General features: G+C 73.4%; 23 protein-coding genes and 1 pseudogene. 19 read left to right on the plus strand and 5 right to left on the minus strand.

What is annotated here, in order from left to right; translation table 11 throughout:
- Positions 1-23: 23 nt before the first annotated feature.
- On the plus strand, positions 24-1,166 hold the full coding sequence (gene mnmA, locus AB0F11_RS00520) for a tRNA 2-thiouridine(34) synthase MnmA (RefSeq protein ID WP_362166602.1): 1,143 nt from the start codon (positions 24-26) through the stop codon (positions 1,164-1,166).
- A gap of 58 nt (positions 1,167-1,224) precedes the next feature.
- Here mnmA and AB0F11_RS00525 read toward each other — a convergent pair whose 3' ends face one another.
- The gene (locus AB0F11_RS00525; protein ID WP_362166604.1) at positions 1,225-2,157 is read right to left on the minus strand and encodes an NADP-dependent oxidoreductase; all 933 of its coding nucleotides are present in this window, start codon (positions 2,155-2,157) and stop codon (positions 1,225-1,227) included.
- A gap of 124 nt (positions 2,158-2,281) precedes the next feature.
- Here AB0F11_RS00525 and AB0F11_RS00530 point away from each other — a divergent pair, with 124 nt between their 5' ends.
- The 13 genes and pseudogenes from AB0F11_RS00530 (at position 2,282) to AB0F11_RS00590 (ending at position 15,698) form a co-directional block, all read left to right on the plus strand.
- Positions 2,282-3,262 (plus strand): helix-turn-helix domain-containing protein, encoded by a 981-nt coding sequence (locus AB0F11_RS00530; protein ID WP_362166606.1) that lies wholly within the window; start codon positions 2,282-2,284, stop codon positions 3,260-3,262.
- Positions 3,263-3,345: 83 nt separating this feature from the next.
- Entirely contained in the window at positions 3,346-3,693 is a 348-nt protein-coding gene (locus AB0F11_RS00535; protein ID WP_362166608.1) for a DUF1330 domain-containing protein, read from the plus strand.
- Entirely contained in the window at positions 3,690-4,655 is a 966-nt protein-coding gene (locus AB0F11_RS00540) for a hypothetical protein (protein WP_362166610.1), read from the plus strand. Before AB0F11_RS00535 ends, AB0F11_RS00540 begins: the two co-directional genes overlap by 4 nt.
- 73 nt (positions 4,656-4,728) lie before the next feature.
- On the plus strand, positions 4,729-5,418 hold the full coding sequence (locus AB0F11_RS00545; RefSeq protein ID WP_362166613.1) for an SDR family oxidoreductase: 690 nt from the start codon (positions 4,729-4,731) through the stop codon (positions 5,416-5,418).
- Positions 5,415-6,398 (plus strand): methionine synthase, encoded by a 984-nt coding sequence (locus tag AB0F11_RS00550; RefSeq protein WP_362166615.1) that lies wholly within the window; start codon positions 5,415-5,417, stop codon positions 6,396-6,398. Before AB0F11_RS00545 ends, AB0F11_RS00550 begins: the two co-directional genes overlap by 4 nt.
- A gap of 31 nt (positions 6,399-6,429) precedes the next feature.
- On the plus strand, positions 6,430-8,631 hold the full coding sequence (ligA, locus tag AB0F11_RS00555) for an NAD-dependent DNA ligase LigA (RefSeq protein WP_362166617.1): 2,202 nt from the start codon (positions 6,430-6,432) through the stop codon (positions 8,629-8,631).
- Between the two features lie 542 nt (positions 8,632-9,173).
- Positions 9,174-11,210 (plus strand): bifunctional diguanylate cyclase/phosphodiesterase, encoded by a 2,037-nt coding sequence (locus AB0F11_RS00560; protein WP_362166793.1) that lies wholly within the window; start codon positions 9,174-9,176, stop codon positions 11,208-11,210.
- A 147-nt stretch (positions 11,211-11,357) separates the two neighbouring features.
- Complete coding sequence (gene gatC, locus AB0F11_RS00565) at positions 11,358-11,654, plus strand: Asp-tRNA(Asn)/Glu-tRNA(Gln) amidotransferase subunit GatC (protein ID WP_114054294.1); 297 nt, start codon at positions 11,358-11,360, stop codon at positions 11,652-11,654.
- Entirely contained in the window at positions 11,654-13,159 is a 1,506-nt protein-coding gene (gatA, locus tag AB0F11_RS00570) for an Asp-tRNA(Asn)/Glu-tRNA(Gln) amidotransferase subunit GatA (RefSeq protein WP_362166795.1), read from the plus strand. The genes gatC and gatA overlap by 1 nt, the downstream gene beginning before the upstream one ends.
- The gene (locus AB0F11_RS00575) at positions 13,156-13,395 is read left to right on the plus strand and encodes a hypothetical protein (protein WP_361918659.1); all 240 of its coding nucleotides are present in this window, start codon (positions 13,156-13,158) and stop codon (positions 13,393-13,395) included. Before gatA ends, AB0F11_RS00575 begins: the two co-directional genes overlap by 4 nt.
- Positions 13,396-13,410: 15 nt before the next feature.
- Positions 13,411-14,922 carry an Asp-tRNA(Asn)/Glu-tRNA(Gln) amidotransferase subunit GatB gene (gatB, locus tag AB0F11_RS00580; RefSeq protein WP_362166619.1) on the plus strand — a complete coding sequence of 504 codons (1,512 nt, stop codon included), beginning with the start codon at positions 13,411-13,413 and terminating at the stop codon, positions 14,920-14,922.
- Between the two features lie 158 nt (positions 14,923-15,080).
- Positions 15,081-15,323 (plus strand): type II toxin-antitoxin system prevent-host-death family antitoxin, encoded by a 243-nt coding sequence (locus AB0F11_RS00585; protein ID WP_362166621.1) that lies wholly within the window; start codon positions 15,081-15,083, stop codon positions 15,321-15,323.
- Positions 15,323-15,698: pseudogene (locus AB0F11_RS00590) on the plus strand (type II toxin-antitoxin system VapC family toxin). The gene AB0F11_RS00585 and the pseudogene AB0F11_RS00590 overlap by 1 nt, the downstream one beginning before the upstream one ends.
- 111 nt (positions 15,699-15,809) lie before the next feature.
- On the opposite strand, the gene AB0F11_RS00595 reads toward AB0F11_RS00590, so the two are convergent.
- From AB0F11_RS00595 to AB0F11_RS00610, 4 genes are all read right to left on the minus strand, one after another.
- On the minus strand, positions 15,810-16,430 hold the full coding sequence (locus AB0F11_RS00595) for a GNAT family N-acetyltransferase (RefSeq protein ID WP_362166622.1): 621 nt from the start codon (positions 16,428-16,430) through the stop codon (positions 15,810-15,812).
- Positions 16,427-18,622: a penicillin acylase family protein gene (locus tag AB0F11_RS00600; protein ID WP_362166624.1), complete on the minus strand. Its 2,196-nt coding sequence runs from the start codon at positions 18,620-18,622 to the stop codon at positions 16,427-16,429. Before AB0F11_RS00600 ends, AB0F11_RS00595 begins: the two co-directional genes overlap by 4 nt.
- A gap of 66 nt (positions 18,623-18,688) precedes the next feature.
- The gene (locus AB0F11_RS00605; protein ID WP_362166626.1) at positions 18,689-19,189 is read right to left on the minus strand and encodes a DinB family protein; all 501 of its coding nucleotides are present in this window, start codon (positions 19,187-19,189) and stop codon (positions 18,689-18,691) included.
- Positions 19,190-19,279: 90 nt separating this feature from the next.
- Positions 19,280-20,095 (minus strand): GNAT family N-acetyltransferase, encoded by an 816-nt coding sequence (locus tag AB0F11_RS00610; RefSeq protein WP_362166628.1) that lies wholly within the window; start codon positions 20,093-20,095, stop codon positions 19,280-19,282.
- A gap of 55 nt (positions 20,096-20,150) precedes the next feature.
- On the opposite strand from AB0F11_RS00610, the gene AB0F11_RS00615 reads away from it, so the two are divergent.
- From AB0F11_RS00615 to AB0F11_RS00635, 5 genes are all read left to right on the plus strand, one after another.
- Positions 20,151-20,546 (plus strand): signal peptidase I, encoded by a 396-nt coding sequence (locus AB0F11_RS00615; RefSeq protein ID WP_362166630.1) that lies wholly within the window; start codon positions 20,151-20,153, stop codon positions 20,544-20,546.
- Positions 20,547-20,723: 177 nt separating this feature from the next.
- On the plus strand, positions 20,724-22,973 hold the full coding sequence (locus tag AB0F11_RS00620) for an MMPL family transporter (RefSeq protein ID WP_362166632.1): 2,250 nt from the start codon (positions 20,724-20,726) through the stop codon (positions 22,971-22,973).
- A 55-nt stretch (positions 22,974-23,028) separates the two neighbouring features.
- Entirely contained in the window at positions 23,029-23,577 is a 549-nt protein-coding gene (locus AB0F11_RS00625) for a GNAT family protein (protein WP_362166634.1), read from the plus strand.
- Positions 23,578-23,755: 178 nt separating this feature from the next.
- Complete coding sequence (locus AB0F11_RS00630; protein WP_362166636.1) at positions 23,756-24,406, plus strand: hypothetical protein; 651 nt, start codon at positions 23,756-23,758, stop codon at positions 24,404-24,406.
- Positions 24,407-24,575: 169 nt separating this feature from the next.
- Positions 24,576-24,743: a hypothetical protein gene (locus AB0F11_RS00635; protein WP_362166638.1), complete on the plus strand. Its 168-nt coding sequence runs from the start codon at positions 24,576-24,578 to the stop codon at positions 24,741-24,743.
- Positions 24,744-24,767 lie beyond the last annotated feature (24 nt).

Below are 24,767 nucleotides of genomic sequence, written 5' to 3' on the forward strand. Positions count from 1 at the left end.
TCCCCCGTACCCTGGAAGGCGCTATGACTCAGAACCTGCCGCGCAGCTCCCGCCCCCTTCGCGTCCTGGCCGCCATGTCCGGCGGCGTGGACTCCGCCGTCGCAGCCGCCCGCGCCGTCGAAGCCGGGCACGACGTGACCGGCGTCCACCTGGCGCTCTCCGCCAGTCCGCAGTCCTTCCGGACCGGCGCGCGCGGCTGCTGCACCATCGAGGACTCCCGCGACGCCCGCCGCGCGGCCGACGTCATCGGCATCCCCTTCTACTGCTGGGACCTCGCCGACCGCTTCCGCGAGGACGTGGTGGAGGACTTCATCGCCGAGTACGAGGCCGGGCGCACCCCGAACCCCTGCCTGCGCTGCAACGAGAAGATCAAGTTCGCGGCGCTGCTCGACAAGGCCCTCGCCCTCGGCTTCGACGCCGTCTGCACCGGCCACTACGCCACCGTCGTCGAGAACGAGGACGGCTCCCGCGAGCTGCACCGCGCCTCCGACATGGCCAAGGACCAGTCGTACGTGCTCGGCGTCCTCGACGAGAAGCAGCTGGCCCACGCCCTCTTCCCGCTCGGCGACACGATCACCACCAAGGAGGAGATCCGCGCCGAGGCCGAGGCCCGGGGCCTGGCCGTCGCGAAGAAGCCCGACAGCCACGACATCTGCTTCATCGCCGACGGCGACACCCAGGGCTTCCTGGCCAAGCGCCTCGGCAAGGCCGAGGGCGACATCGTCGACGAGGCCACCGGCGAGAAGGTCGGCACCCACGACGGCGCCTACGGCTTCACCATCGGCCAGCGCAAGGGCCTGCGCATAGGCCACCCCGCCCCCGACGGCAAGCCGCGCTACGTCCTGGACATCTCCCCGGTGAACAACACCGTCACCGTCGGCCCGGCCTCCTCCCTCGACGTCGAGGCCCTCACCGCCATCCGCCCCCGCTGGTGCGGCACCGCCCCCGCCGGCGGCCCCGCGAGGTACACCGCGCAGCTGCGCGCCCACGGCGGCGAGACGGAGGTCTCGGCGGAGCTGGTCGACGGGGAGCTCAAGGTCACCTTCACCGAGCCCGTCCGCGGCGTGGCCCCCGGCCAGGCGATCGTCCTCTACGACGGCACCCGCGTCGTCGGCTCCGCCACCATCGCCACGACCACCCGCGCCGGGGCGGCCGCCGCCCGCTGAGCCGCCCCGGCACAGGGCGGCAGCGGCTCGGATCCGGGGCGCAGGCTCAGGCCCGGGCTCAGACCACCGTCAGGACGATCTTGCCGGTGGTGCGGCCCAGCTCGCCGATCTCGTGGGCCTTCGCGGCCTCGGACAGCGGCAGGACCGTGTCGACCAGCGGCTTGAGCTGCCCCCGGTCGGCCAGGGCGGCGATCTCCTCCAGCCCCTTGCGGTCCGGCTCGACCAGCGTCCAGGCCGCGTACACCCCCCGCTCCGCGGCCTCGGCGGCCGGGACGTCGTCCGGCCCGGGCAGCGTCACCAGGCGCCCGCCGGGCTTCAGCACCTCCAGCGACCGCCGGGCGACCTCGCCGCCCAGGGCGTCCAGCACCACGTCCACGTCCGCGACCACCTCGGCGAAGTCCTGCGACCGGTAGTCGACGACCTCATCGGCGCCCAGCTCGCGCAGCAGCCCGTGCTTGGCCGTGCTCGCGGTGCCGATCACGTACGCCCCGCGCGCCTTGGCGATCTGCACGGCCAGGTGGCCGACGCCGCCGGCCGCCGCGTGGACCAGCACCCGCTCGCCCGGCTGCACGTCCGCGCCGTCCACCAGCGCCTGCCAGGCGGTCAGGGCCGCCAGCGGCAGCGCGGCCGCCTGGACGTGGTCCAGGGAGGCGGGCTTGCGGGCGAAGTGCCGGGCGGGGCCGACCACGTACTCGGCGTAGCCGCCCGCCTGCCGCGGGAAGAGCGGCATGCCGTACACCTCGTCGCCCGGGCGGTACAGCGTCACGCCCGGCCCGACCGCCTCGACGGTGCCCGACACGTCCCAGCCGCTGATCGGGACCTCGGCCCAGTCGACCAGGGCGCCGCTGGCCCGGGTCTTCCAGTCCACCGGGTTCACGCCTGCCGCGTGGACCCGTACCAGGATCTCGTTCAGGCCCGGCTCGGGCCGGTCCGTCTCGACCTCGGTGAGGACCTCGGGTCCGCCCCACTGGCTGATGACGACGGCGCGCATGGATGTCTCCTTCGTAGTGCTGTGCAGTGCTTCGGCCGGGTTTTCCCGGCCGATGGCACCAGCTTGGCGGCCCGCGCGACCGCATGGGGGTGGCCGGACGGCCACCATGTGACAGAATCTGGCCATGCACCGCGTAGCCGTCCTCGCCCTCGAAGGCGTCGCCCCGTTCGAGCTCGGCATGCCCTCGCGCGTCTTCGGCAACGCCCGGGACGAGGACGGCGCCCGGCTGTACGAGGTCACCGTCTGCACCGCGGACGGTCTGCCCGTGACCAGCGACGCGGGCTTCACCGTGGGGGTCGGCGCAGGCCCCGAGGCGCTCGCCGCGGCCGACACCGTGATCGTCCCGCCCACCCACGCCATGAGCGGGCTGCTGCACGGGGAGCCGCTCCCGCGGCCGATCGCCGACGCCCTCGCGGCGATCCGCCCCGGCACCCGGATCGTGTCGATCTGCACCGGGTCGGAGGTGCTCGCCGCCGCCGGACTGCTCGACGGGCGGGCCGCCACCACCCACTGGATGCACGCGCCGGAGTTCCGGCGGGCCTTCCCCCGGGTCAGGCTCGACGAGGGCGTGCTCTTCGTCGACGACGGCGACATCCTCACCTCGGCCGGCGTGGCCGCCGGCATCGACCTGTGCCTCTACCTGGTGCGGGCCGACCACGGCACCGCCGTCGCCAACCGCGCCGCCCGGCTGTGCGTCGTACCGCCGTGGCGCGACGGCGGGCAGGCCCAGTACATCGACCGGCCCGTCCCCGAACCCACTGCCGCCACCACCACCGCCACGCGCGCCTGGGCCCTGGAGCGGCTCGCCGAGCCCCTGACCCTCGCCGAGCTGGCCGCCCACGCGCGGATGAGCCTGCGCACCTTCACCCGGCGCTTCCGCGACGAGGTCGGCATGACCCCGGTCCAGTGGCTCACCGCCCAGCGCCTGGAGGTCGCCCGGCACCTGCTGGAGTCCAGCGACCTCCCCGTGGACCTGGTCGCCCACCGCTCCGGCTTCGGCTCCGCCAACTCTCTGCGCCAGCACATGCGCAGCGCGCTCGGCATCTCCCCGATCGCCTACCGCCGCACGTTCGGCCCCGGCATCCCGGCGGCCGCCACGGCATGACCCCGGAGGTCATCGACCGCGCCCGCGCGGGCCTGCAAGGATGGCCCCAACAGCCAGACCGCCGCAGCGAATTGGAGCCGGCCATGACCGCGTACGCCATCGGCCACATACGCCCGGAGACGATGAACGAGGACATCCTCCGCTACATCGAGACCATCCAGGCCACCATGGACCCCTTCGAGGGCCGCTTCCTCGTCCACGGCAACCCGGTCGAGGTCCTGGAGGGCGCCTTCCGCAGCGACCTCGTGATCATCGCCTTCCCGGACATCGAGCGCGCCCGCGCCTGGTACGCCTCCGAGGCCTACCAGGAGATCCTCCCCCTGCGCACCCGCCACATCGAGGCCGACATCCTCCTGGTCGACGGCGTCCCGGCCGACTACGACGCGGCCCGGACCGCCGCGAAGATCGGCGAAGCCGCAGGACTGCGGTGAGCCACCGCGTCACGTACGTCCTCGGCGGCCCGCACGGCTACCGGAGCACCACCGAGTCCTGGGGCGCCATCAGCCTGGACCTCGACCTCCTCGCGGGGCCCGACGTCCTGGTGCCCCTGCTTGAGCAGCGCACGGCCCCGGCCGCCGGCTTCCCCTGCGCGGACGACTCGGTCGAGGCGGGCGTGCTGGTGGACCCCCGCCGCAAGGTCCTCCTCGCCTTCGCCTGGGAGGCCGCCTGCACGTCGATGCACACCCGCGCGGCTGCGCTGGAACTGCTGCAGCTCGCCTGGCCGGGCTGGGAGGTGCGCTGGTCCTACGACGGCCAGACCGGACTGCGCACCTGCCTCGGCCTGGATCCGCAGGACGACCACAGCTTCCAGGGGCCGCCCCTGGCCTGCCCGCCGCTGGGCCCCGACGACGAGGAGACCGCGGAGACGGACCCGCTCGCGCACGTCGTGACCGTCGGTGCGGACCGCTGCCACGTGCTGGCCGCCACCGGCGACCACCCCCTGTCCGAGGGGCCCGCCCTGGTCGAGCGGCTCCGCGACGCCCCCCGCCACCGGGTCCACCGCGCGGCCGCCGAAGGCGGGATCCACGTCGATCCCGACCGGCGGCGGATCGGCTGGTGGCTGGTCGGAGCCCAGGAGCACGCCGACCGCATGGCCTCCCGGTGGCCCGGCTGGACGGTGGAGTTCTGGGCGGACCGCTGGAGCGAGCACGTCCGCGCCTGCGGCGGCCTCTTCGACCCCCCGGCGGCGGACCGCGCGGCCGCGCTGGCCGCCGTACGCGACGCGGCGCTGGAGCGCTGGGCGGGACCGCGCCGCGACGCACGCGGTGCGGTCGTCGCGGCGGCCCCCGGCGACCTCGTCGGCCTCGGCTTCCCGCCCGCCGTCACCACCGCACGGGCCGCGGCCGCCCGCCGGGTGGTCGAGGCCGCGTACCTGGCCGCCGCCGGACGCTGATCCGGCTGCCCGGGCGGGGCCGGCGGGGACCGGCCGCGCAGGAGGGACCCTGCGGGGTGCGAGCATGGGCGGTATGCCTACTCATCTGATCACCGGGGCCGGTGCCGGCATCGGCGCCGCCGTCGCCGCCCGGCTGCACGCCCGTGGGGACGACCTGATCCTGCTCGCCCGCGACGCCGCCCGCGCCCGGCAGCTCGTCGAGCGCTACCCCGGCGCGCGGACCCTCGTCGGGGACCTCGCCGACCCCGACCGGCTCTCCTGGGCCTTCGACAAGCAGGCCATGCCCGACCGGATCGACTCGCTCCTGCACATCGCCGGGGTCGTCGACCTCGGGCCGGTCGGGGAGCTGCGGCCCAAGACCTGGCACCAGCAGCTCAACGTGAACCTCGTCGCCCCGGCCGAGGTCACCCGGCTGCTGCTGCCCACGCTGCGCGCCTCCAAGGCCACCGTCGTCTTCGTGAACTCCGGCGCCGGCCTGCAGGCCCACGCCGACTGGAGTGCGTACGCCGCCTCCAAGCACGGGCTGAAGGCCCTCGCCGACTCGCTGCGCGCCGAGGAGAAGCAGCACGGCATCCGGGTCACCTCCGTCTACCCGGGCCGCACCGCCACCGCGATGCAGGCCAAGGTGCACTCCCAGGAGGGCAAGGAGTACGACCCCTCCGCCTGGATCGACCCCGAGTCCGTGGCGACCACCATCCTGATGGCCGTCGACCTGCCCCGTGACGCCGAGGTCAACGACCTGACGGTGAGGCCGGGCCGGTGACCGCCGGCGCCACCGGGGTCGGATCCCTGCCCGGCGGCGACGCCCGCGAGGCCGCCAAGACCGTCACCGGCTCCTTCGAGGAGTTCCCGTACCTCGCCGAGCTGCCCGCCCGGGGGCCCGGCGCGGACATGATCGGCCGCTCCCTCGGGCTGCTCGTCGAGATGTACGCCCACGTCGAGCCCAGCGGCTGGCGGATCAGCGACCGCCCCGGCCGCGACACGCGCCGCGCCCGCTCCTGGCTCGGCGAGGACCTCGACGCCCTGGAGGAGTTCACGCAGGGCTACGAGGGCAGGCTCAAGGTCCAGGCCGTCGGCCCGTGGACCCTGGCCGCCGCCCTGGAGCTGCACGGCGGCGAGGCGATGCTCCAGGACGCCGGCGCCTGCCGCGACCTGGCCGGATCCCTCGCCGAGGGGCTGCGCGGGCACCTGGCCGAGGTGAAGAAGCGCGTACCCGGCGCCGAGATCGTGCTCCAGTTCGACGAGCCGTCGCTGACCGCGGTGCTGCGCGGCCGCGTCCGCACCGCCAGCGGCTACCGGACCTACCGGGCCGTGGACCGGCAGGTGGTCGAGGGGACGCTGCGCGAGCTGTTCGCCGTACACGACGGGGACGTGATCGTGCACTCCTGCGCGCCCGAGGTCCCCTTCGGGATGCTGCGGCGCGCCGGTGCCGCGGGCGTGTCGTTCGATTTCTCCCTGCTCACGGAGCGCGAGGACGACGCCCTCGGCGAGGCCGTCGAGTCCGGGGTGAAGCTCTTCGCCGGAGTGGTGCCGGGCACCGATGCCCCGTTGTCGGACCCGGGCGGTAGCGTCATGGGTGTCAGGAAGCTTTGGCGCAGGCTGGGGCTGGCCCCGGGGACTCTGGCGGAGTCCGTCGTGGTCACCCCGTCGTGCGGCCTGGCGGGCGCTTCGCCCGCGTACGCCCGAGCGGTGCAGGCGCACTGCGTCAGGGCGGCGAGGTCGCTCGCCGACAACCCTGAGTGATGTGTGAGACGGGGCCACGGGAGGACACGGCATGGCAGCCGAACAGCAGGACACGGCAGTACCGGCGGCGGTGCGCGAGCAGCACGCGCTGCTGGCCGAGCAGGTCGAGGAGCACCGCTTCCGGTACTACGTGAACGACCAGCCGGTCGTCAGCGACGCCGAGTTCGACACGCTGCTGCGCTCGCTGGAGGCGCTCGAGGAGCAGTACCCGGAGCTGCGCACGCCCGATTCGCCCACCCAGAAGGTGGCCGGGGCGTACGAGACGGACTTCGCGTCCGTCGAGCACCGCGAGCGCATGCTCTCCCTGGACAACGCCTTCGACGACGAGGAGCTGTCCGCCTGGGCCGACCGGGTGGCCCGGGACGTGAACACCCCCGACTTCCACTACCTGTGCGAGCTGAAGGTGGACGGGCTCGCGGTCAACCTCACCTACGAGAAGGGCCGGCTGACCCGGGCCGCCACCCGCGGCGACGGCCGCACCGGCGAGGACATCACGCCCAACGTCCGCACCATCGCCGAGATCCCGGACCGCCTGGCCGGCGACCGGATCCCGGACCTGGTCGAGATCCGCGGCGAGGTCTTCTTCCCGATGGAGAAGTTCGAGGAGCTCAACGCCCGGCTCGTCGCGGCGGGCGACAAGCCCTTCGCCAACCCGCGCAACGCGGCGGCCGGTTCGCTGCGCCAGAAGGACCCCAAGGTCACCGCGACCCGACCGCTGCACATGGTGGTGCACGGCATCGGCGCCCGCGAGGGCTTCGAGATCGGCAAGCTGTCGCAGGCGTACGAGCTGCTCCGCGAGTGGGGCATGCCCACCGCCCGGCACAACAAGGTGGTGTCCTCGCTCGGCGAGGTCCGCGAGTTCATCGCCTACTTCGGCGAGAACCGCCACTCCGTGGAGCACGAGATCGACGGCGTGGTCGTCAAGCTCGACGAGATCCCGCTGCAGGGCCGGCTGGGCTCCACGGCACGCGCCCCCCGCTGGGCCATCGCCTGGAAGTACGCCCCCGAAGAGGTCAACACCAAGCTGGTGGACATCAAGGTCGGCGTCGGCCGCACCGGGCGCGTGACCCCGTACGCGCAGGTGGAGCCGGTGACGGTGGCCGGGTCCGAGGTCGAGTTCGCGACCCTGCACAACCAGGAGGTCGTCAGGGCCAAGGGCGTCCTCATCGGCGACACCGTCGTCCTGCGCAAGGCCGGCGACGTCATCCCGGAGATCCTCGGCCCGGTCGTGGACCTGCGCGACGGCAGCGAGCGGGAGTTCGTGATGCCGTCCGAGTGCCCCGAGTGCGGCACGCCGCTGCGGGCGATGAAGGAGGGGGACATCGACCTGCGCTGCCCCAACGGGCGGACCTGCCCCGCCCAGTTGCGCGAGCGGCTGTTCTACCTGGCCGGCCGCCAGTGCCTGGACATCGAGAACTTCGGCGCCGTCGCGGCGGCCGCGCTCACCAACCCGCTGGAGCCGGCCGAGCCGCCGATGCGCGACGAGGGCGATCTGTTCGGGCTGACCATCGAGCAGCTGCTGCCGATCAAGGCGTACGTCCTGGACGCCGACAGCGGGCTGCCCAAGCGCGACCCGAAGACCGGCGAGGAGAAGATCGTCCGGGTCTTCGCCAACCAGAAGGGCGAGCCGAAGAAGAACGCCCTGGCCATGCTGGAGAACATCGCCGCCGCCAAGGAGCGGCCGCTGGCCCGCTTCATCAACGGCCTGTCCATCCGCCACGTCGGCCCCGTCGCGGCCGAGACCCTCGCGCGCGCCTTCCGCTCCGTCGAGCGGATCGAACAGGCCACCGAGGAGGAGCTGGCCGCGACCGAGGGCGTCGGCCCGATCATCGCGGCGGCGGTCAAGGAGTGGTTCGCCGTCGACTGGCACCAGGAGATCCTGCGCAAGTGGCGGGAGGCCGGCGTCCGGATGGAGGAGGAGGGTTCCGGCGAGGCGGAGGGCGAGCGGCCGCTGGAGGGCCTCACCGTCGTCGTCACCGGGACGCTGCAGAGCCACACCCGGGACGGCGCGAAGGAGGCCCTGCAGAGCCGCGGCGCCAAGGTGACGGGTTCCGTCTCCAAGAAGACCTCGTTCGTCGTGGTCGGCGACAACCCCGGCTCGAAGTACGACAAGGCGGTGCAGCTGAAGCTGCCGATCCTCGACGACGCGGGCTTCGCGGTCCTGCTGGAGCAGGGCCCCGACGCGGCGCGCGAGGCGGCCCTGCCGGTCGAGGGCGCGCCCGCGGCCGGATAGCAGCCGCACGGGCGCCCGGCGCGGACGCGGCGACGGTGAACGGATGCGTGGCGTCCGGTCGTGCGGGCGGGCGCACGCCGGGCGCAACAGGGGGTGGCAAACGGCCGGTACAGGGCTGTTCGCAGGGCGGTGACCTGTCGGATCATCGGATGGGTGACCCGGGGGTCCTGGTCCAAACTCACCTGTACGGCGGATACCGTACTGATGAGGATGGCTGGGTCGCATTCGGGCAACCGCCGCCGACCGCTGCCCCTGGGAGCCTCTCGCGTCCTACTGTTGAGGGGTGCGCCTGTCGTGCACGGCTGCGTGATGCGATTCCAGCCGTGATGGCATGACATCGGGGCCATCGCGTGGCATCGGCATTGCCGGCTGTGAGAGGGACGGGCATGAAACCGACCGAAAGCGCCGACCCGTCACCTGATTTCGGCGGGGAGATCCCGCCCATGCGGACGGGCCGGCTCGGTGTCCTGGGTGCCAGGACACCGGACGTCCACCCGCTCGAGACCGGAGCGGGACCGGGAGGGGCGAAGCAGCGCACCGTGCTGCCCGCCACCGTCGTGGGCCTGTCCGCCGTGGTCCTCGCCGTCGGCATCGTCTCCGCCCTGAGCGACCGTCATGCCCTGTTCCCCGGCGGCGCGGTCGGCTGGGCGCTCGCCCTGCTGACCGGCATCATCGTCGGCCACCTGGTCGCCCTCGGCCGCGACCGCTGGTGGGGCGGCACCGGATCGGGCGCCGCCCTCACCCTCGGCGTGCTCATCCTCTACGGCTGGGTGCCCGCCGGGCTCGTCTCGCTGGCGGTGGTCTCACTGGTCGGGGCCGCACGCCGGCACCGCTGGCGCCAGGGCCTGCTGCACGGGGCCACCGACATCCTCGGCATCGGCGCGGCGGCCCTCGTCCTCGCCGCGTTCGGCGAGGCGCCCACCGTCGAGGCGCCGTGGAAGCCCACCGCCTGGGGGCTCGACGCCGCCCCCGAGGTCATCCTCGTCGCCGTCGCCTACCTGCTGGTCACCAGGGCGCTGCTCTGGCTCTCGCTCGCCCCGCGCGGCGGCGGGCTGCCCACCGCAGCCCGCACCGCACTGCTGCGGCAGGCCTTAGTGGCCGTCGCCCTCCTCGGCATCGCCCCGCTGATCTGCGTCGTCGCCGTCACGCAGCCGGTGCTGCTGCCGCTGTTCGCCGTACCCCTGATCGCCCTGGACTCCACGCTGTGGATCGCCCGGGCCCGCGCCGAGGAGCAGCTGCGCGACCCGCTGACCGGGCTGCCGAACCGGCAGTGGCTCCTGGAGCGGGCCTGGTCCGCCCTGGACGAGGCTGAACGTTTGGGCACCCGGTCGGCTCTTGTGCTGATCGACCTGGACCGCTTCCGCGCCGTCAACGACACGCTCGGCCACCTCGCGGGCGACCGGCTCCTGCTCCAGATCGCCGCCCGGCTGCGCCAGGCCCTGCCCGAGGAGGCCGAGGCCGCCCGCCTCGGCGGCGACGAGTTCGCCGTGCTCCTGCCCGTCGCCGACTCCACCACCAGCGCCCAGCGCGTCGCCCGCCACCTGGTCGCGGAGCTCAGCTCGCCCCTCGACCTGGACGGCCTCACCCTCGTCCTGGAGGCCAGCGCCGGCCTCGCCGTCTTCCCCGACCACGCCCTGGACGCCGAGGGGCTGCTGCGCCGCGCCGACGTCGCCATGTACCAGGCGAAGCGGGACCGCACGGGCGTCGAGGTGTACGAGTCAAAGCGCGACAGCAACACCCCCGACCGGCTCGGCCTCCTCGGCGACCTGCGCCGGGCCCTCGACGCCGGCGAGGTGGAGCTCCACTACCAGCCCAAGGTCCGCTTCGACGGCCAGGTCGCGGGCCTGGAGGCCCTCGTGCGCTGGGTCCACCCCGAGCGCGGCCGGGTCTCCCCGGACGAGTTCATCGCGATCGCCGAGACCTCCGGGCTGATGCCCCACCTGACCGAGTACGTGCTCGAGACCGCCCTCGCCCAGGTGGCCCGCTGGCGCGCCCAGGGCCTGAAGGTCCCCGTCGCCGTCAACGTCTCGCCGCGCGACGTCCACACCCCCGGCTTCGCCGGCGCGGTCGCGGCCCGGCTCGCCCGGCACGGGGTCCCCGCCAGCGGGCTCCAGCTGGAGATAACGGAACACGTGCTGCTGGAGGACCCGCAGCGCGCCGCCGACACCATGGCCGGGCTGACCGGGCACGGGGTGAAGATGTCGCTCGACGACTTCGGCACCGGCTACTCCTCCCTGGTCCACCTGCGCCGCCTCCCGGTCAGCGAGCTGAAGATCGACCGCTCGTTCGTGGCACGGCTCGCGGTCGACGCCCAGGACGCGGAGATCGTCCGCTGCACCGTCGACCTCGCCCACTCCCTCGGCCTGCTCGTCGTCGCCGAGGGCGTGGAGGACGACGAGACCTGGGAGCGCCTGCGCGACCTCGGCTGCGACGCCGTCCAGGGCTGGCTGGTCGCCGCCGCCATGCCCCCGCAGGAGGCCACCGCCTGGCTGCTGGCCCGCGGCGAGCGCGGCTGGCGCCGCCCCGCGGACATCACCGCGGAGCTGTCGGCCGCGGCCTCGGACACCCCGACCCCGTGACACCGGCCGCAGGGGGAACCGGTCGGCGCCCGGGCCCGTCGGCCGTACGGGCCCGGTGCTCCCGGGTGAATACTGATGCGCTGCAAGGCGGCGGCTCCCTCTAGGATTGGTTCCAACCCAGAATTTCCAACCCCAGAGGATCGCTGCATGCCTGGCATTTCGCGCGAGGAGGTCGCCCACCTCGCTCGGCTGGCGCGTATGGAACTGTCCGGCGAAGAGCTCGACCACTTCGCCGGACAGCTCGACGACATCATCGGCGCGGTCGCCCGCGTGTCCGAGGTCGCCGACCAAGACGTCCCGCCGACCTCGCACCCGCTGCCGCTGACCAACGTCATGCGCGCGGACGAGGTCCGACCGTCGCTCACCCCCGCGCAGGCGCTCTCCGGCGCTCCTGCCCAGGAGCAGCAGCGTTTCAAGGTGCCGCAGATCCTGGGGGAGGACTAATCACCATGGCCGACACCCACATCATCAAGCTCACGGCAGCCGAGACCGCCGAGAAGATCGCCTCCGGCGAGCTCACGGCCGTCGAGGTCACCGAGGCCCACCTGGCCCGCATCGACGCGACCGACGAGAAGGTCCACGCCTTCCTGTACGTCGACCGCGAGGGCGCCCTCGCCCAGGCGCGCGCCGTCGACGCCAAGCGCGAGCGCGGCGAGAAGCTCGGCCCGCTGGCCGGCGTCCCGCTCGCCCTCAAGGACATCTTCACCACCGTCGGGGTCCCGACCACCGTCGGTTCGAAGATCCTCGAAGGCTGGATCCCGCCGTACGACGCCACCCTGACGCGCAAGCTGAAGGAAGCCGACGTCGTCATCCTCGGCAAGACCAACATGGACGAGTTCGCCATGGGCTCCTCCACCGAGAACAGCGCGTACGGCCCCACCGGCAACCCGTGGGACCTCACCCGCATCCCCGGCGGCTCCGGCGGCGGCTCCGCGGCCGCGCTGGCCGCCTTCCAGGCGCCCCTGGCCATCGGCACGGACACCGGCGGCTCCATCCGCCAGCCCGCCGCCGTCACCGGCACCGTCGGCGTCAAGCCCACCTACGGCGGCGTCTCCCGCTACGGCATGGTGGCGTTCTCGTCCTCCCTCGACCAGGGCGGCCCGTGCGCCCGTACGGTCCTGGACGCGGCCCTCCTGCACGAGGTGATCGCCGGCCACGACCCGCTGGACTCCACCTCCATCGACGCCCCGGTGCCCCCGGTGGTCGAGGCGGCCCGCAACGGCTCCGTCGCCGGCATGCGCGTCGGCGTCGTCAAGCAGTTCGCCGGCGAGGGCTACCAGGCCGGCGTCGTGCAGCGCTTCAACGAGTCCGTGGAGCTCCTCAAGGAGCTGGGCGCCGAGATCGTCGAGCTGGACTGCCCGTCCTTCGACCTCGCGATGGCCGCGTACTACCTGATCGCGCCGTCCGAGTGCTCCTCGAACCTGGCCCGCTTCGACGCCATGCGCTACGGCCTGCGCGTCGGCGACGACGGCACCCGCTCCGCCGAGGACGTCACCGCCCTCACCCGCGAGGCCGGCTTCGGCGACGAGGTCAAGCGCCGCGTCATCCTCGGCACGTACGCGCTCAGCTCCGGCTACTACGACGCGTACTACGGCTCGGCCCAGAAGGTCCGCACGCTGATCACCCGGGACTTCGAGAAGTCCTTCGAGCAGGTCGACGTGATCGTCTCCCCGACGACCCCGACCACCGCCTTCGCGATCGGCGAGCGCACCGACGACCCGCTGGCGATGTACCTCGCCGACCTGTGCACCATCCCGACCAACCTGGCCGGCAACGCCGCCATGTCGCTGCCCTGCGGCCTGGCGCCCGAGGACGGCCTGCCCGTCGGACTGCAGATCATCGCCCCGGCGATGAAGGACGACCGCCTGTACAAGGTCGGTGCCGCCGTCGAGGCCGCCTTCGTCGAGCGCTGGGGTCACCCGCTGCTTGAGGAGGCTCCGTCGCTGTGAGTGCACTGACCAAGGCCAAGGGCTTCAAGAAGTCCAAGTCCGGTACGTACCTGTCGATCGGCACCACCGCCTTCGGTGCCATCAGCGTGATCAAGCAGGCCCGCAAGGCCCGCACCGAGAACGACACGCTTCAGCTCATCGACGCCGTTGTGTCCGCCGCCGCCATCGTCACCGGCCTCGCGATCCTGTACCGCGAGCTCAAGCGCTTCGGTGACGACGACGTCCTGCTGGGCTGAGAAGGAAGTTTCACTGTGACCGTCACCGAACTGCTGTCGTACGAGGAAGCCCTCGCGTCGTACGACCCCGTCATGGGCCTGGAGGTCCATGTCGAGCTCGGCACCAAGACCAAGATGTTCTGCGGGTGCTCCACCGAGCTGGGCTCCGAGCCCAACACCCAGACCTGCCCCACCTGCCTCGGCCTGCCCGGCTCCCTGCCGGTCGTCAACGCGATCGGCGTCGAGTCCGCGATCAAGATCGGTCTCGCGCTGAACTGCGAGATCGCCGAGTGGTGCCGCTTCGCCCGGAAGAACTACTTCTATCCGGACATGCCGAAGAACTTCCAGACCTCCCAGTACGACGAGCCCATCGCCTTCAACGGCTGGCTCGACGTCCAGCTGGAGGACGGCGAGGTCTTCCGCGTGGAGATCGAGCGCGCCCACATGGAGGAGGACACCGGCAAGTCGCTGCACGTCGGCGGCGCCACCGGCCGTATCCACGGCGCGTCCCACTCCCTGCTGGACTACAACCGCGCCGGCATCCCGCTCATCGAGATCGTCACCAAGCCCATCGAGGGCGCGGGCGAGCGGGCCCCCGAGGTCGCCAAGGCGTACGTCGCCGAGCTGCGCGAGGTCATCAAGGCCCTCGGCGTCTCCGAGGCCCGGATGGACAAGGGCCAGATGCGCTGCGACGTGAACCTGTCGCTGCGCCCGAACGGCACCAAGGAGTTCGGCACCCGCTCGGAGACGAAGAACGTCAACTCCCTGCGGTCCGTCGAGCGCGCCGCCCGCTTCGAGATCCAGCGCCACGCGGCCGTGCTGTCCTCCGGCGGCACGATCGTGCAGGAGACCCGTCACTTCCACGAGGACGACGGCTCCACCACCTCCGGCCGCATCAAGGACAACGCCGAGGACTACCGGTACTTCCCGGAGCCCGACCTGGTCCCCGTGGCCCCGGCCCGTGAGTGGGTCGAGGAGCTGCGCGCCGGCCTGCCCGAGATGCCGCGCGTGCGCCGCAACCGCCTCCGCGAGGAGTGGGGCGTCAGCGAGCACGACATGCAGTCCATCCTCAACGCGGGTGCGGTGGAGTCCATCGTCGCCACCATCGAGGAGGGCGCCGACTCGGCTGCCGCCCGCAAGTGGTGGATGGGCGAGCTGGCCCGCAACGCCAACGAGCAGGGCGTCTCCGTCGACGAGCTGCCGATCACCCCGGCCCAGGTGGCCCGGGTGGCGGCCCTGGTCGCGGACGGCTCGCTCAACGACAAGCTGGCCCGCCAGGTCATCGAGGGCGTCCTCGCCGGCGAGGGCACCCCGGACGAGGTGGTCGAGAAGCGCGGCCTGAAGGTCGTCTCGGACGAGGGCGCGCTCGGCACGGCCGTGGACGAGGCCATCGCGGGCAACGCGGCGATCGCCGACAAGATCCGCGGCGGCAAGGTCGCCGCCGTCGGCGCCCTGGTCGGCGCGGTCATGAAGGCCACGCGCGGCCAGGCCGACGCGGCCCGCGTCAAGGAGCTGATCCTGGAGAAGCTCGGCGTCTCCGAGGGCTGATCCGACGGATCGTTGTGCATGAGAGTGGCCCGCACCGGGACTTCCGGTGCGGGCCACTCTGCTTTCCGCCGACGGATTGCGACGCGACGGGCTACCTTTAGTCCATCGGTTAGTCCACCCGTCGCTCAGTCCACCCGTCGCTCCGACAGGAGGCAGTCGTGGAAGCGGCTCGGCAGTACAACGTTCACGAGGCCAAGACCCATTTTTCCCGGATCCTCGAGCAGGTGGCGACCGGCGAAGAGGTGGTGATCAGCAAGGCGGGCGAACCCGTTGCCGAGGTGGTTCCCCTGCGGCCCAAGGTCCGGCGAACGGGCCGCGGGTCCCTTGCGGGCGCGATCCACATTCCGGACGACTTCGACGAGCTGCCCGACGACATCGCCGATGCCTTCGGGATGCGGTGATGAGGCTCCTCCTCGACACGCAGGTCGTCCTGTGGTGGCTGGCCGACTCGGCCGAGCTGTCCGGGGAGATCAAGGACCTGCTGGACACAGAGCCGGCGGTGTACGTCAGCGCCGTGTCGCCGTGGGAGATCGCCATCAAGCAGCCGCTCGGGAAGCTGACGGGCCCCCGAGGACCTGGCGGAGCGCGTCAGGGACAGCCAGTTCACCTCGCTCCCGATCACTGCGGGGCACGGCGTGCGGGCGGGCAGACTGCCGCAGCACCATCGGGATCCGTTCGACCGACTCCTCGTCGCCCAGGCTCAGATCGAGGGCCTGACGCTCGCCACCCGCGACGAGCGGATCGAGCAGTACGACGTACAGGTCATGGCGGTCTGACGGCCGGCGGGCGGCGGTGCGCCGACGAAGGCGGCCCGGGCACCGAGGTCGCGGAGCTGCCCACCGGGCACCTTCCGCTCCTGGAGCGCCCGGCCGAGTGTGCGGAGCTCGTCACCGACTTCCCGGCGCGGTGAGGAACGCGAGGCGGGCGCGCTTCGCCGGGAGGTACACCTCCGGCAGGTCGACCTCCGGGAGCTCTACCTCCGGGCCGAGGGCGAAGCCCGTCCGCTCCAGGCGGGCCACGGCCTTGTCGTTGCGGGCGTCGGGCTCCGCGACGATGCGGCGCGTGGTCCCGTCCGCGAGCACGAAGGCCAGGAAGGCCTCGATCAGCCGGGCGCTGAAGCCGGGCTCGGCCGCGCCCTGCACCGGGCCGAGCAGCAGGTGCACGCCGGTGTCGCCGGGCTGCACCTCGTAGCACTCGCTCACCCGGTCCTCGGCGCAGTCGTACGTCTGGAAGAGCGCGACCGGCCTGCCGTCGCGGCGCGCCAGGAAGGCGTGGTGGGTGGTGCGGCGGTCGACGTCCTCGTAGATCTCCTGGACGAGGGCGCGGTCGGCCCCGGCCATGCCCCAGAAGCGGGCCCGCTCCTCGGTGACCCAGCTGTGGATCAGCGCGGAGTCGGCGGCGGGGTCGACGGGGGTGAAGGTGAGGGTGCCGAAGCCCTCGACGGCCTGTGTGTACACGGGCTGCCGGGAGGACACGGCCGGGGCGGGAGCGGGGGCGGTGGTGGTCATGCTGAGTCCTTGCTGAGCCGGGTCCAGTCGGTGACGACCGGGACGAGTGCGCACCGCGCCCACAGCGGGAGCTGGTCGCGGTGGTGGGGCGATCCGGTGACGCCGTCCGCGCCGAGCGGGACCGCCCACAGGCTGTCCTCGCGGCGGGCCAGGTCCCAGACGTAGCGGGCCGCGGAGGCGCGGGCGCACCGATCGGTGAACCCGGGGACGGAGGAGGTGGCGTTCACGCAGTCGTGGTCGCCGCCGAGGCCGGGCCACTCGGCCTCCGGATCCGGCAGGGCCGACCAGGGCGCGAGGCGGTGCACCTGCGACCACGGCGTGTCGGGGGCGCCCGCCGCGGCCGTCTCCTCCAGGGCGGCGCGTACGTGCGCCATCCGGTCGAGCCCGGGCAGCAGGCCGGTGGCCAGCAGGTGTTCCAGCGCGTAGCCGACGCGGGGGAGCAGGTACAGCCACGGGTGGAACACCTCGGGCCCGGTCGGTGCGGCCGCGAGGGCGGCGAGGGCGGGGTCGGCGGCGAGGCGGCGGACGGTCGCGGTGCGCAGCGCCGCGAAGAGCGTCGCCTCGGCGCTGTCCGACTCCATGTGCCGGTCCCAGGCGAGCAGCCGGGTGCGCAGCGCCTGCGCGGCGGGGGTCAGGCCCGCAGGCGGGGGCAGCAGGGCGAGCAGCGGCTCGGCCGAGGCCAGGTAGGTGTCCCGGTGTACGTCGGCCATCGCCTCCGGGGACCACTGCGCGGAGCCGGAGAGCAGCGCGCGGATGCGGTCGGCGCGGTGCGGGGGCGCGAACTCCACGCCGAGCGGGGAGGCGATCCCGCGCGCGTTGGCCATGACGGCGAAGCCCTGCACCGGCTCGGCGGGGGTCTCGGCCCAGCCCTGCCAGGCGTGGCGGGCGTCCCAGGCGGGCACGGGGCGCAGCCGGTTGGCCGGATCGCGCAGCGGGACCTTGCCGGCTGCGCGGTGCAGCAGGCCGCCCGCGGAGTCGGCCGCGTGGACCACGTTGACGGGCTCGACCCAGCCGTCGAGGGCGCGGTCGATGTCGGCGACGGTACGGGCGCGCAGCAGGGCGGGCAGGACGGCGAAGCCGAGGTCGCGGCGGACGCGGGGCGGGTAGCGCAGGGAGAGGGTCTGCTCGGAGGCGTCCGGAGCGGCGGCACCGGCGTCCGGGGCGGCGGTTTCTGCGGCAGCGGTTTCTGCGGCGGCGGTTTCCGTGCCGCCGGTTTCCGGGGCGCCGTCGACGCCCGCGCGGGTGATCACCGGGCCGCGGGCGGTCTCCAGGACCTCGACCTCGACGGGCTCGGCTCCGGCGACGGCGATGGTCTCGGTGTGACGGTGGACGGGCTCCCAGGTGCCGCCGGGGCCCAGCGCCTCGATGCCCGCGCCGTCCGCGGTGGTGCGCAGCTGCTCTACGTACAGGTCCTGGTAGTCGGCCATCGCGTTGGTGATCGCCCAGGCGGCGCTGCCGGTGTGCCCGAAGTGGCCGAGCCCGGGGACGCCGGGCACCGCCAGGCCGAGGACGTCGTACTCGGGGCAGGAAAGGCGGATCTGCTGGTAGACGCCCGGGTCCTCGATGAACCGGTGCGGGTCGCCCGCGATGATCGCCGAGCCGCTGGCGGTCCGGTCGCCCGGGACGAGCCAGCCGTTGCTGCCGGCGGTGCCGGGTCCGTCGGTGGCGAAGAGGGTGGCGGCCTCGTCCCCGAGGGCGCGGGCCACCCGCTCCCGCCACAGCTTCGTGGCGAAGCCGGCGAACAGGATGTGGGTGGCGACCCAGATGCCGAGCGGAACCCACGGCTCCCACGGGACGGGGGTGTGGCCGGTGCGGGCGAAGCGCTCGTCGCGGGCGGCGCCGGCGGCGAGGCCGTCGTTGACCCCGTCCACGTAGGCGCCGACCCAGGCGGCGGTCTGCGGGTCGAGCTCCTCGTGGCAGCGGCGGGCCGTGTCGTCGAGGCGGCTCTGCCGGGCGAACCGGTCCCAGGCGACCGCCTCGGGGCCGAGGAAGGCCGCGCTGGAACCCTGGGAGCGGTGGCGTTCGACCTCGAGCTGCCAGGCGCGGTCCAGGGCCGTGACGCGGCCCTGGGCGTAGGCCAGGCGGAGGGCGTCGGGGGCGCGGAGATGGGGGATGCCCCAATCGTCCCGGTACAGCTCCCAGTCGTCCGGCCCGTCGTCCGCCCGGTCGTCCGCGTCGGTCACAAGGCTCACACTCGTCCCCCAGTCCCCATGTGTTTAGGTAAGGCTTCCCTAACTATATGGGGTGCGAGGGTGGGGTCAGGCGCCCGTGGTCCCGTCGATGGCCTCGCGGAGGAAGTCCGCGTGGCCGTTGTGGCGGGCGTACTCGTGGATCATGTGGAGCATGATCAGGCGCATCGAGGCGTCCTCCTTCCACGACGGCACGTGCACCGTCACGTCAAGCGAGGCCGCCGCGGCCTCGACGCGCCGGCTGTGCTCGACCTCCGCCCGCCAGGCCGCGAAGGCCTCCTCGCGGGTGGCGCCCGTGGCGTCGTAGGCGGCCTGGAAGTCGTGGCTGTCCGACCACAGGTGGGGGACGTCCTCCCCACCCAGGGTGCGGCGGAACCAGTGGCGCTCCACCTCGGCCATGTGCCGGACCAGGCCCAGCAGGCTCAGCGTGGACGGCGGCATCGAGGCGCGGCGCAGCTCCTCGTCGCCTAGCCCCTCGCACTTCCAGGCGAGGGTGGCCCGGTGGTAGTCGAGGTACGCGCGCAGGGTCTCGCGTTCGTTCCCGGTCAGGGGCGGAGGGGTTCGCTCCATGGGGTGGTCCTTCCTTCTGGGGGCTGCGTCGGGTCGAGTCGTCGTGGAAGACGGGTGCGCCGTGGAAGACGGCTCCGTTGCGAAAGAGGGCTACGCGGCGCCGGGCCCGCTGCCGCCCGCCTGCCACACGTACGGCACCGTCGTGCCCAGCACCGCGAAGCCCAGGCGCTCCAGGATCGGGCGGCTGTCCTCGGAGGCGTCCACGTTCAGGTGGCGGATGCCGCGCTCGGCCGCGATCCGGGCCCGGTGGGCCACCAGCAGGCGGTAGATGCCCCTGCCCCGCCACTGCGGCAGCGTGCCGCCGCCCCAGAGTCCCGCGAAGGAGCAGCCCGGACGCATCTCCATGCGGGCCGCGCTCACCGGGGTGTCGCCGGCCATCGCCACCACCGCCGCGATCGTCTCCGGCTCCTCCCGCAGCAGGGTGAGCATCAGGTGCCGGATGCGGGGCCGATGCGTCCCGAAGGCGCCCGCGTGGACCTCCATCATCAGATCCACACCGGCCTCGTCCGTCACCGTGCGCAGGGTGATCCCCTCCGGGGGCTCCACCGGCAGCGCGGCGAGCTCCTCCACCCGCCCCACCATCACGGTCTCGGACGGCTCCGGTACGAAGCCCGCCGCCCGCAGCCGCGCGCCGAGGTCCGCCGGCCGGTCGTGGCCGTACAGCTTCCACTCGAAGTCGTCGGCGCCGCGCCCCGCGAAGTACGCCACCTGCGAGGCGATCTCCGCGTCAGCCGTGGCCCCGTCCAGGTCCGACCAGAGCACGCCGTTCCACCCGGGCCCGGGCACGGTCTGCCGGACGACGGCCCCCACCCGCTCCACCCGGGCCCCGGCCGCGTCCGGCCGTGCGTCCCGGCGCACCTCGCGGTCGTACTCCGCCCGGATCCTCTGCAGCTCATCGGTATTCATCGACCGCAGCTGATCACCGGACGGGAGGCCCCCGCAACTGCATTAGCCTCGCCCCGTGAACGACGACTCCCTCTACATCGGCAAGGCCGCCCCGGACGCCGCCACCGACCGCGGCTGGCTCCTCGGCCACTTCAAGGACTCCGGCGACCCGCGCCACAGCAAGGACGTGGAGATCAAGTGGGGCGTCCACCCGAAGGGCGACGAGCGGGCGCAGTGGACGACGGGGGAGGAGCGCACCGCCCTGCTCGTCCTGATCAGCGGGCGGTTCCGGATGGAGTTCCCCGGCCGCAGCGTCGTCCTCGACGAGCAGGGCGACTACGTGGTCTGGGGCCGCGGCACGGACCACTCCTGGTACGCGGAGGAGGAGTCGGTCGTCCTGACGGTCCGCTGGCCCTCCATCCCCGGCTACCGGGTCGGCGAACCGGACGGGGCCGTGCACCCGTCCCTGTGACGATGCACACGAAACGGGCCAACGATCACGAAACGCTGCGATCGTGGCGGTTGCAGACCATCTTGGCCGGGCCCCGGGGCGATCCTCCGGGGCCGTCGGCCGGCCTTCACGAGTTCTAGCGTTCTTTGCGTCGGGCCGCCTCCCGGTAAAGATCCGAACCACCAGGGAGCACGTCCGTTGGCAGCAATCGCACGGTGGTGCATGCGGCACCGCCTGGTGGCCGTCCTGATCTGGCTGCTCGCCCTCGGCGGGACCGCCGCGGCCGCCGCCACCGCCGGAGCGGCGTTCTCCAACGACTACGAGGTCCCCGGCACCGAGTCCAGCCGGGCCAACGCCCTCCTGCGCGCGGGCTTCCACGGCCAGGGCGGTGACACCGACACCATCGTGTGGCGCACCCCCGAGCACCAGACGGCCCGCACCCCCGCGGTCGAGCAGCGCATGACCCGGGCCCTCGACACCGTCGCCCGGCTCCCCGGCGTCGGCTCCGTCGCCGGCCCGTACGGCCCCGGCCCCGAGAGCGCCGCGCAGATCAGCGCCGACGGGCGCACCGCGTACGCCGTGGTCACCTTCGACCGGCAGGCCGACTCCGTGCCCAAGGCGCAGGCCCAGGCCGTGGTCGACGCCGCGAAGAACCCGGCCACCGAGACGGACGGCCTGCGCGTCGAACTCGGCGGCCGCGCCATCGGCCTCACCGAGGCGCCCACCGCCCACCTCGCCGAGGTCATCGGCGTGGCCGTCGCGGCCCTGGTCCTCTTCCTCGCCTTCGGCTCCCTCGCCGCGAGCCTGCTGCCCATCGCGACCGCCCTGGTCAGCGTGGGCACCGCCTATTTCGGCATCACCCTGCTCGGGCACGCCGTGGCGGTCGCCGACTTCGCCCCCATGCTCGGCACCCTCATCGGCCTCGGCGTCGGCATCGACTACGCGCTGTTCATCGTCACCCGCCACCGCAAGGGCCTCAAACGGGGCCTCGACGTGGAGGATGCCGCCGAGCGGGCGGTCGCCACCACCGGCCGGGCCGTCGTCTTCGCCGGCGCCACCGTCTGCATCGCCCTGCTCGGCATGCTGGTGCTCCGCCTGAACTTCCTCGGCGGCGTGGCCGTCGCCGCCTCGCTCACCGTGGTCCTCACCGTCGCCGCCTCGGTCACGCTGCTGCCCGCGCTCCTGTCGTACATCGGCAGCCGCGCCCTGTCGCGCCGCGAGCGCCGCAAGCTCGCCGCCGACGGCCCGCAGCCCGAGCTGCCCACCGGGTTCGCCGCCCGCTGGTCGGCCTTCGTCGAGCGCCACCCCAAGATCCTCGGTGCCCTGGCCGCCCTCGTCATGGCGGGCCTGGCCCTGCCCACCCTCTCGCTCCACCTGGGCACCTCCGACCAGGGCAACAACCCCGAGACCGCCACCACGCGGCAGGCCTACGACCTGCTCGCCGACGGCTTCGGCCCCGGAGTGAACGGCCCGCTCACCGTCGTCGCCCGCCTCGACGGAGCCGGCGACCGGCTCGCCGTCGGGCGCCTGGCCGAGGCGCTGCGCACCACCGAGCACGTCGCCTCCGCCGGCCCCGCCGTCTTCAACCGCAGTGGCGACACCGCCGTCGTGACCGTCATCCCCGACTCCTCCCCGCAGTCCAGGGCCACCAGCGAGCTGGTCACCGCCCTGCGCGAGGACGTCATCCCGCGCGCCCGGCACGGCAGCACGATGGAGGTCCACGTCGGCGGCGTGACCGCCGGCTACGACGACTTCGCCGACGTCATCATCGGCAAGCTGCCCCTCTTCGTCGGCGTGGTCATCACCCTCGGCTGCGTCCTGCTGCTGCTCGCCTTCCGGTCCATAGGCGTCCCCCTCAAGGCCGCCGCCATGAACGTGGCCGCCGTCGCCTCCTCCTTCGGTGTCGTCGTCGCGGTCTTCCAGTGGGGCTGGGGCAGCGAGCTGCTGGGCCTGGGCAGCGCCGGGCCGATCGAACCCTTCCTGCCGGTGATCATGGTCTCGGTCCTGTTCGGGCTCTCCATGGACTACCAGGTCTTCCTCGTCAGCCGCATGTACGAGGAATGGCTGGAGACCGGCGACAACCGGCGGGCCGTCCGCGTCGGCCTCGCCGAGACCAGCCGGGTGATCAACTCGGCGGCCGTCATCATGATCTCCGTCTTCCTGGCGTTCGTGCTCAGCGGCGACCGGATCATCGCGATGTTCGGCATCGCGCTCGCCTCGGCCGTCGCCCTCGACGCCTTCGTGCTGCGCACCCTCCTCGTCCCGGCCCTGATGCACCTGCTCGGCGGCGCCAACTGGTGGCTGCCCGCCTGGCTGGACCGCCGGCTGCCGAGGATCAGCATCGAGGCCCCCGAACGCCGCGTGCATGCGACACTGCCCGCGCAGCGGACCGGCGCGCAGCCCGCCACGAGCGAGGACGGCGCCGAGCCGGCTGCCCCCTCCCGGTGATCCGGCAACCGCCGGATCCGGCAGCCCGCCGCACGAGACCCAAGGACGTAGCCGCATGTTCTCCACAGCCCTCGCCGACGACGCCCGGCTGTTCCCCCTGGAGCCCCGGCACGCCGAGGAGTTCCTGATCCACATGGACCGCGGGCGGGAGTACATCGGGCAGCACATCGTCCTGCCGGACGTGGTCACGGACCTGGAGTCGGCGCGCAGCTTCCTGTCCGCGTACGCGCAGAAGGCGGCCGCCGACGGCGGGCGCATCTACGGCATCAGGGTCGACGGCACCCTCGTCGGGGGCGTCCTCTTCCGCACCTTCGACGCCCAGAGCGGCACCTGCGAGGTCGGCTGCTGGCTGGAGCCGGCGGCGGCCGGGCGGGGCCTGGTGACCAAGGCCTGCCGGGTCCTGATCGACTGGGCCTTCCACGAGCGGGGGATGCACCGGGTCGAGTGGTACGCCTCCGCGGCCAACAAGAAGAGTCTTGCCGTTGCCGAGCGGCTCGGCATGACCCGCGAGGGCGTCCTGCGGCAGAACCACCCCCACCGCGGCGTCCGCCAGGACACCGAACTCTGGTCCGTCCTCGCCCCCGAATGGCCCCCCACCGCCTGACCCCGCGCCCGGGCCCGCCCGGCCCTGGGCCCCCGGGCCGCAAAGCGCTGGGAGGGGTCCGGGGGCGGAGCCCCGGGAAACGGTGAAAGGGCGGGGCGGGGAGGGGCTGCGCGCAGCGCACCGCACCCCCGGCCTGGTTCTCAGACCCCTCTCAGACAAGCCGCCTACCGTGCCCCCCATGGACACCACGAAGACCGCCCGTAACACCGCCCCCACCGCCGACCAGGCGGAGACCCCCGAGGCAGCCGACATCACGACCGACCGCACCGCCGCCCCCGCCGAGGCCGACCAGGCCGCCGGGACGGACCGAGCGGCCGAGGAGGCCGACGGGGCGGCGGACCGGGCCGCCGAGGCCGATGAGGTGGGCGGGGCGGACGAGGACGCCGAGGTTGCCGGACTCGGGGAGTCGGACGACGCCGAGCCGGTCGGCGTCGGGTCTGGCGCGGGGGCCGTGGTCGCCGCCGGACTCGCCCTCGTCGCGCTCAGCGGGAGCTGGGTCTCCCGCGTCCTGGCCGAGCGCCAGACCCTCATCGGCCAGATCGAATCGGTCAACGCCACCACCACCGAGGCGAAGATCGCCGCCCTGTACGGCGACGCCTGGCACACGACCGCCCTCGTCAACGGAGTCCTGTCCACCCTCGCCCTCCTCCTCGCCGTGTTCGTGCTGGCCCGCCCGGCCCTCGCCGCCCCCGCCACCGCCCCCGACCGCGCCCTGCCCGCCTGGGTCCGCGCCGTCGCCTGGGCCGCCGTCGCCCTCGGCGCCCTCGGCATCCTGCTCTTCGGCCTCATGTACTTCGACCTCCTCGTCTCCCTCCCCAAGGCCGCCTAGGGCCTTTCCTAAGCACCCCCGGGCCGCCCCGGCCGCCCGGGGCCCCGGGACTAAGGACCCCCCGCCCGGACACATGCGGCATGCGCCCGATGTGCCGGCACCCCCTGGGACGCGAATCTTGGATCACACCGAACGAGGTGCTCCGAGAAACACCACCAGGGAGAACGAGATGTTCGAGTACGAGCTGGCCACCCTCCGCCGCGCCGACCTCCTGCGCGAGGCCGAGGCGTACCGCCTGGCGCGGGCCGCGAGCAAGGCGCACCGGGTCCCGACGCGCAGCCAGGAACCCGAAGGGACGGTGAGGGAAGGCCGCAGCCGCTTCACCCGCGCCGCCTGAACAGCGGTGCGGGCAGGGGGGACT

The sequence above is a fragment of the Streptomyces sp. NPDC032472 genome (assembly GCF_040636955.1).
Lineage (GTDB): Bacteria > Actinomycetota > Actinomycetes > Streptomycetales > Streptomycetaceae > Streptomyces.

Bases quoted from the DNA above. Each gene is read 5' to 3' on its own strand.
- AB0F11_RS00530 (WP_362166606.1), top strand. From the start codon at position 2,282: ATGCACCGCGTAGCCGTCCTCGCCCTCGAAGGCGTCGCCCCGTTCGAG.
- AB0F11_RS00535 (WP_362166608.1), top strand. From the start codon at position 3,346: ATGACCGCGTACGCCATCGGCCACATACGCCCGGAGACGATGAACGAG.
- ligA (WP_362166617.1), top strand. From the start codon at position 6,430: ATGGCAGCCGAACAGCAGGACACGGCAGTACCGGCGGCGGTGCGCGAG.
- AB0F11_RS00635 (WP_362166638.1), top strand. From the start codon at position 24,576: ATGTTCGAGTACGAGCTGGCCACCCTCCGCCGCGCCGACCTCCTGCGC.
- AB0F11_RS00545 (WP_362166613.1), top strand. From the start codon at position 4,729: ATGCCTACTCATCTGATCACCGGGGCCGGTGCCGGCATCGGCGCCGCC.
- AB0F11_RS00610 (WP_362166628.1), bottom strand. From the start codon at position 20,095: ATGAATACCGATGAGCTGCAGAGGATCCGGGCGGAGTACGACCGCGAG.
- AB0F11_RS00525 (WP_362166604.1), bottom strand. From the start codon at position 2,157: ATGCGCGCCGTCGTCATCAGCCAGTGGGGCGGACCCGAGGTCCTCACC.
- AB0F11_RS00595 (WP_362166622.1), bottom strand. From the start codon at position 16,430: ATGACCACCACCGCCCCCGCTCCCGCCCCGGCCGTGTCCTCCCGGCAG.
- AB0F11_RS00625 (WP_362166634.1), top strand. From the start codon at position 23,029: ATGTTCTCCACAGCCCTCGCCGACGACGCCCGGCTGTTCCCCCTGGAG.
- gatC (WP_114054294.1), top strand. From the start codon at position 11,358: ATGCCTGGCATTTCGCGCGAGGAGGTCGCCCACCTCGCTCGGCTGGCG.
- AB0F11_RS00605 (WP_362166626.1), bottom strand. From the start codon at position 19,189: ATGGAGCGAACCCCTCCGCCCCTGACCGGGAACGAACGCGAGACCCTG.
- AB0F11_RS00630 (WP_362166636.1), top strand. From the start codon at position 23,756: ATGGACACCACGAAGACCGCCCGTAACACCGCCCCCACCGCCGACCAG.
- mnmA (WP_362166602.1), top strand. From the start codon at position 24: ATGACTCAGAACCTGCCGCGCAGCTCCCGCCCCCTTCGCGTCCTGGCC.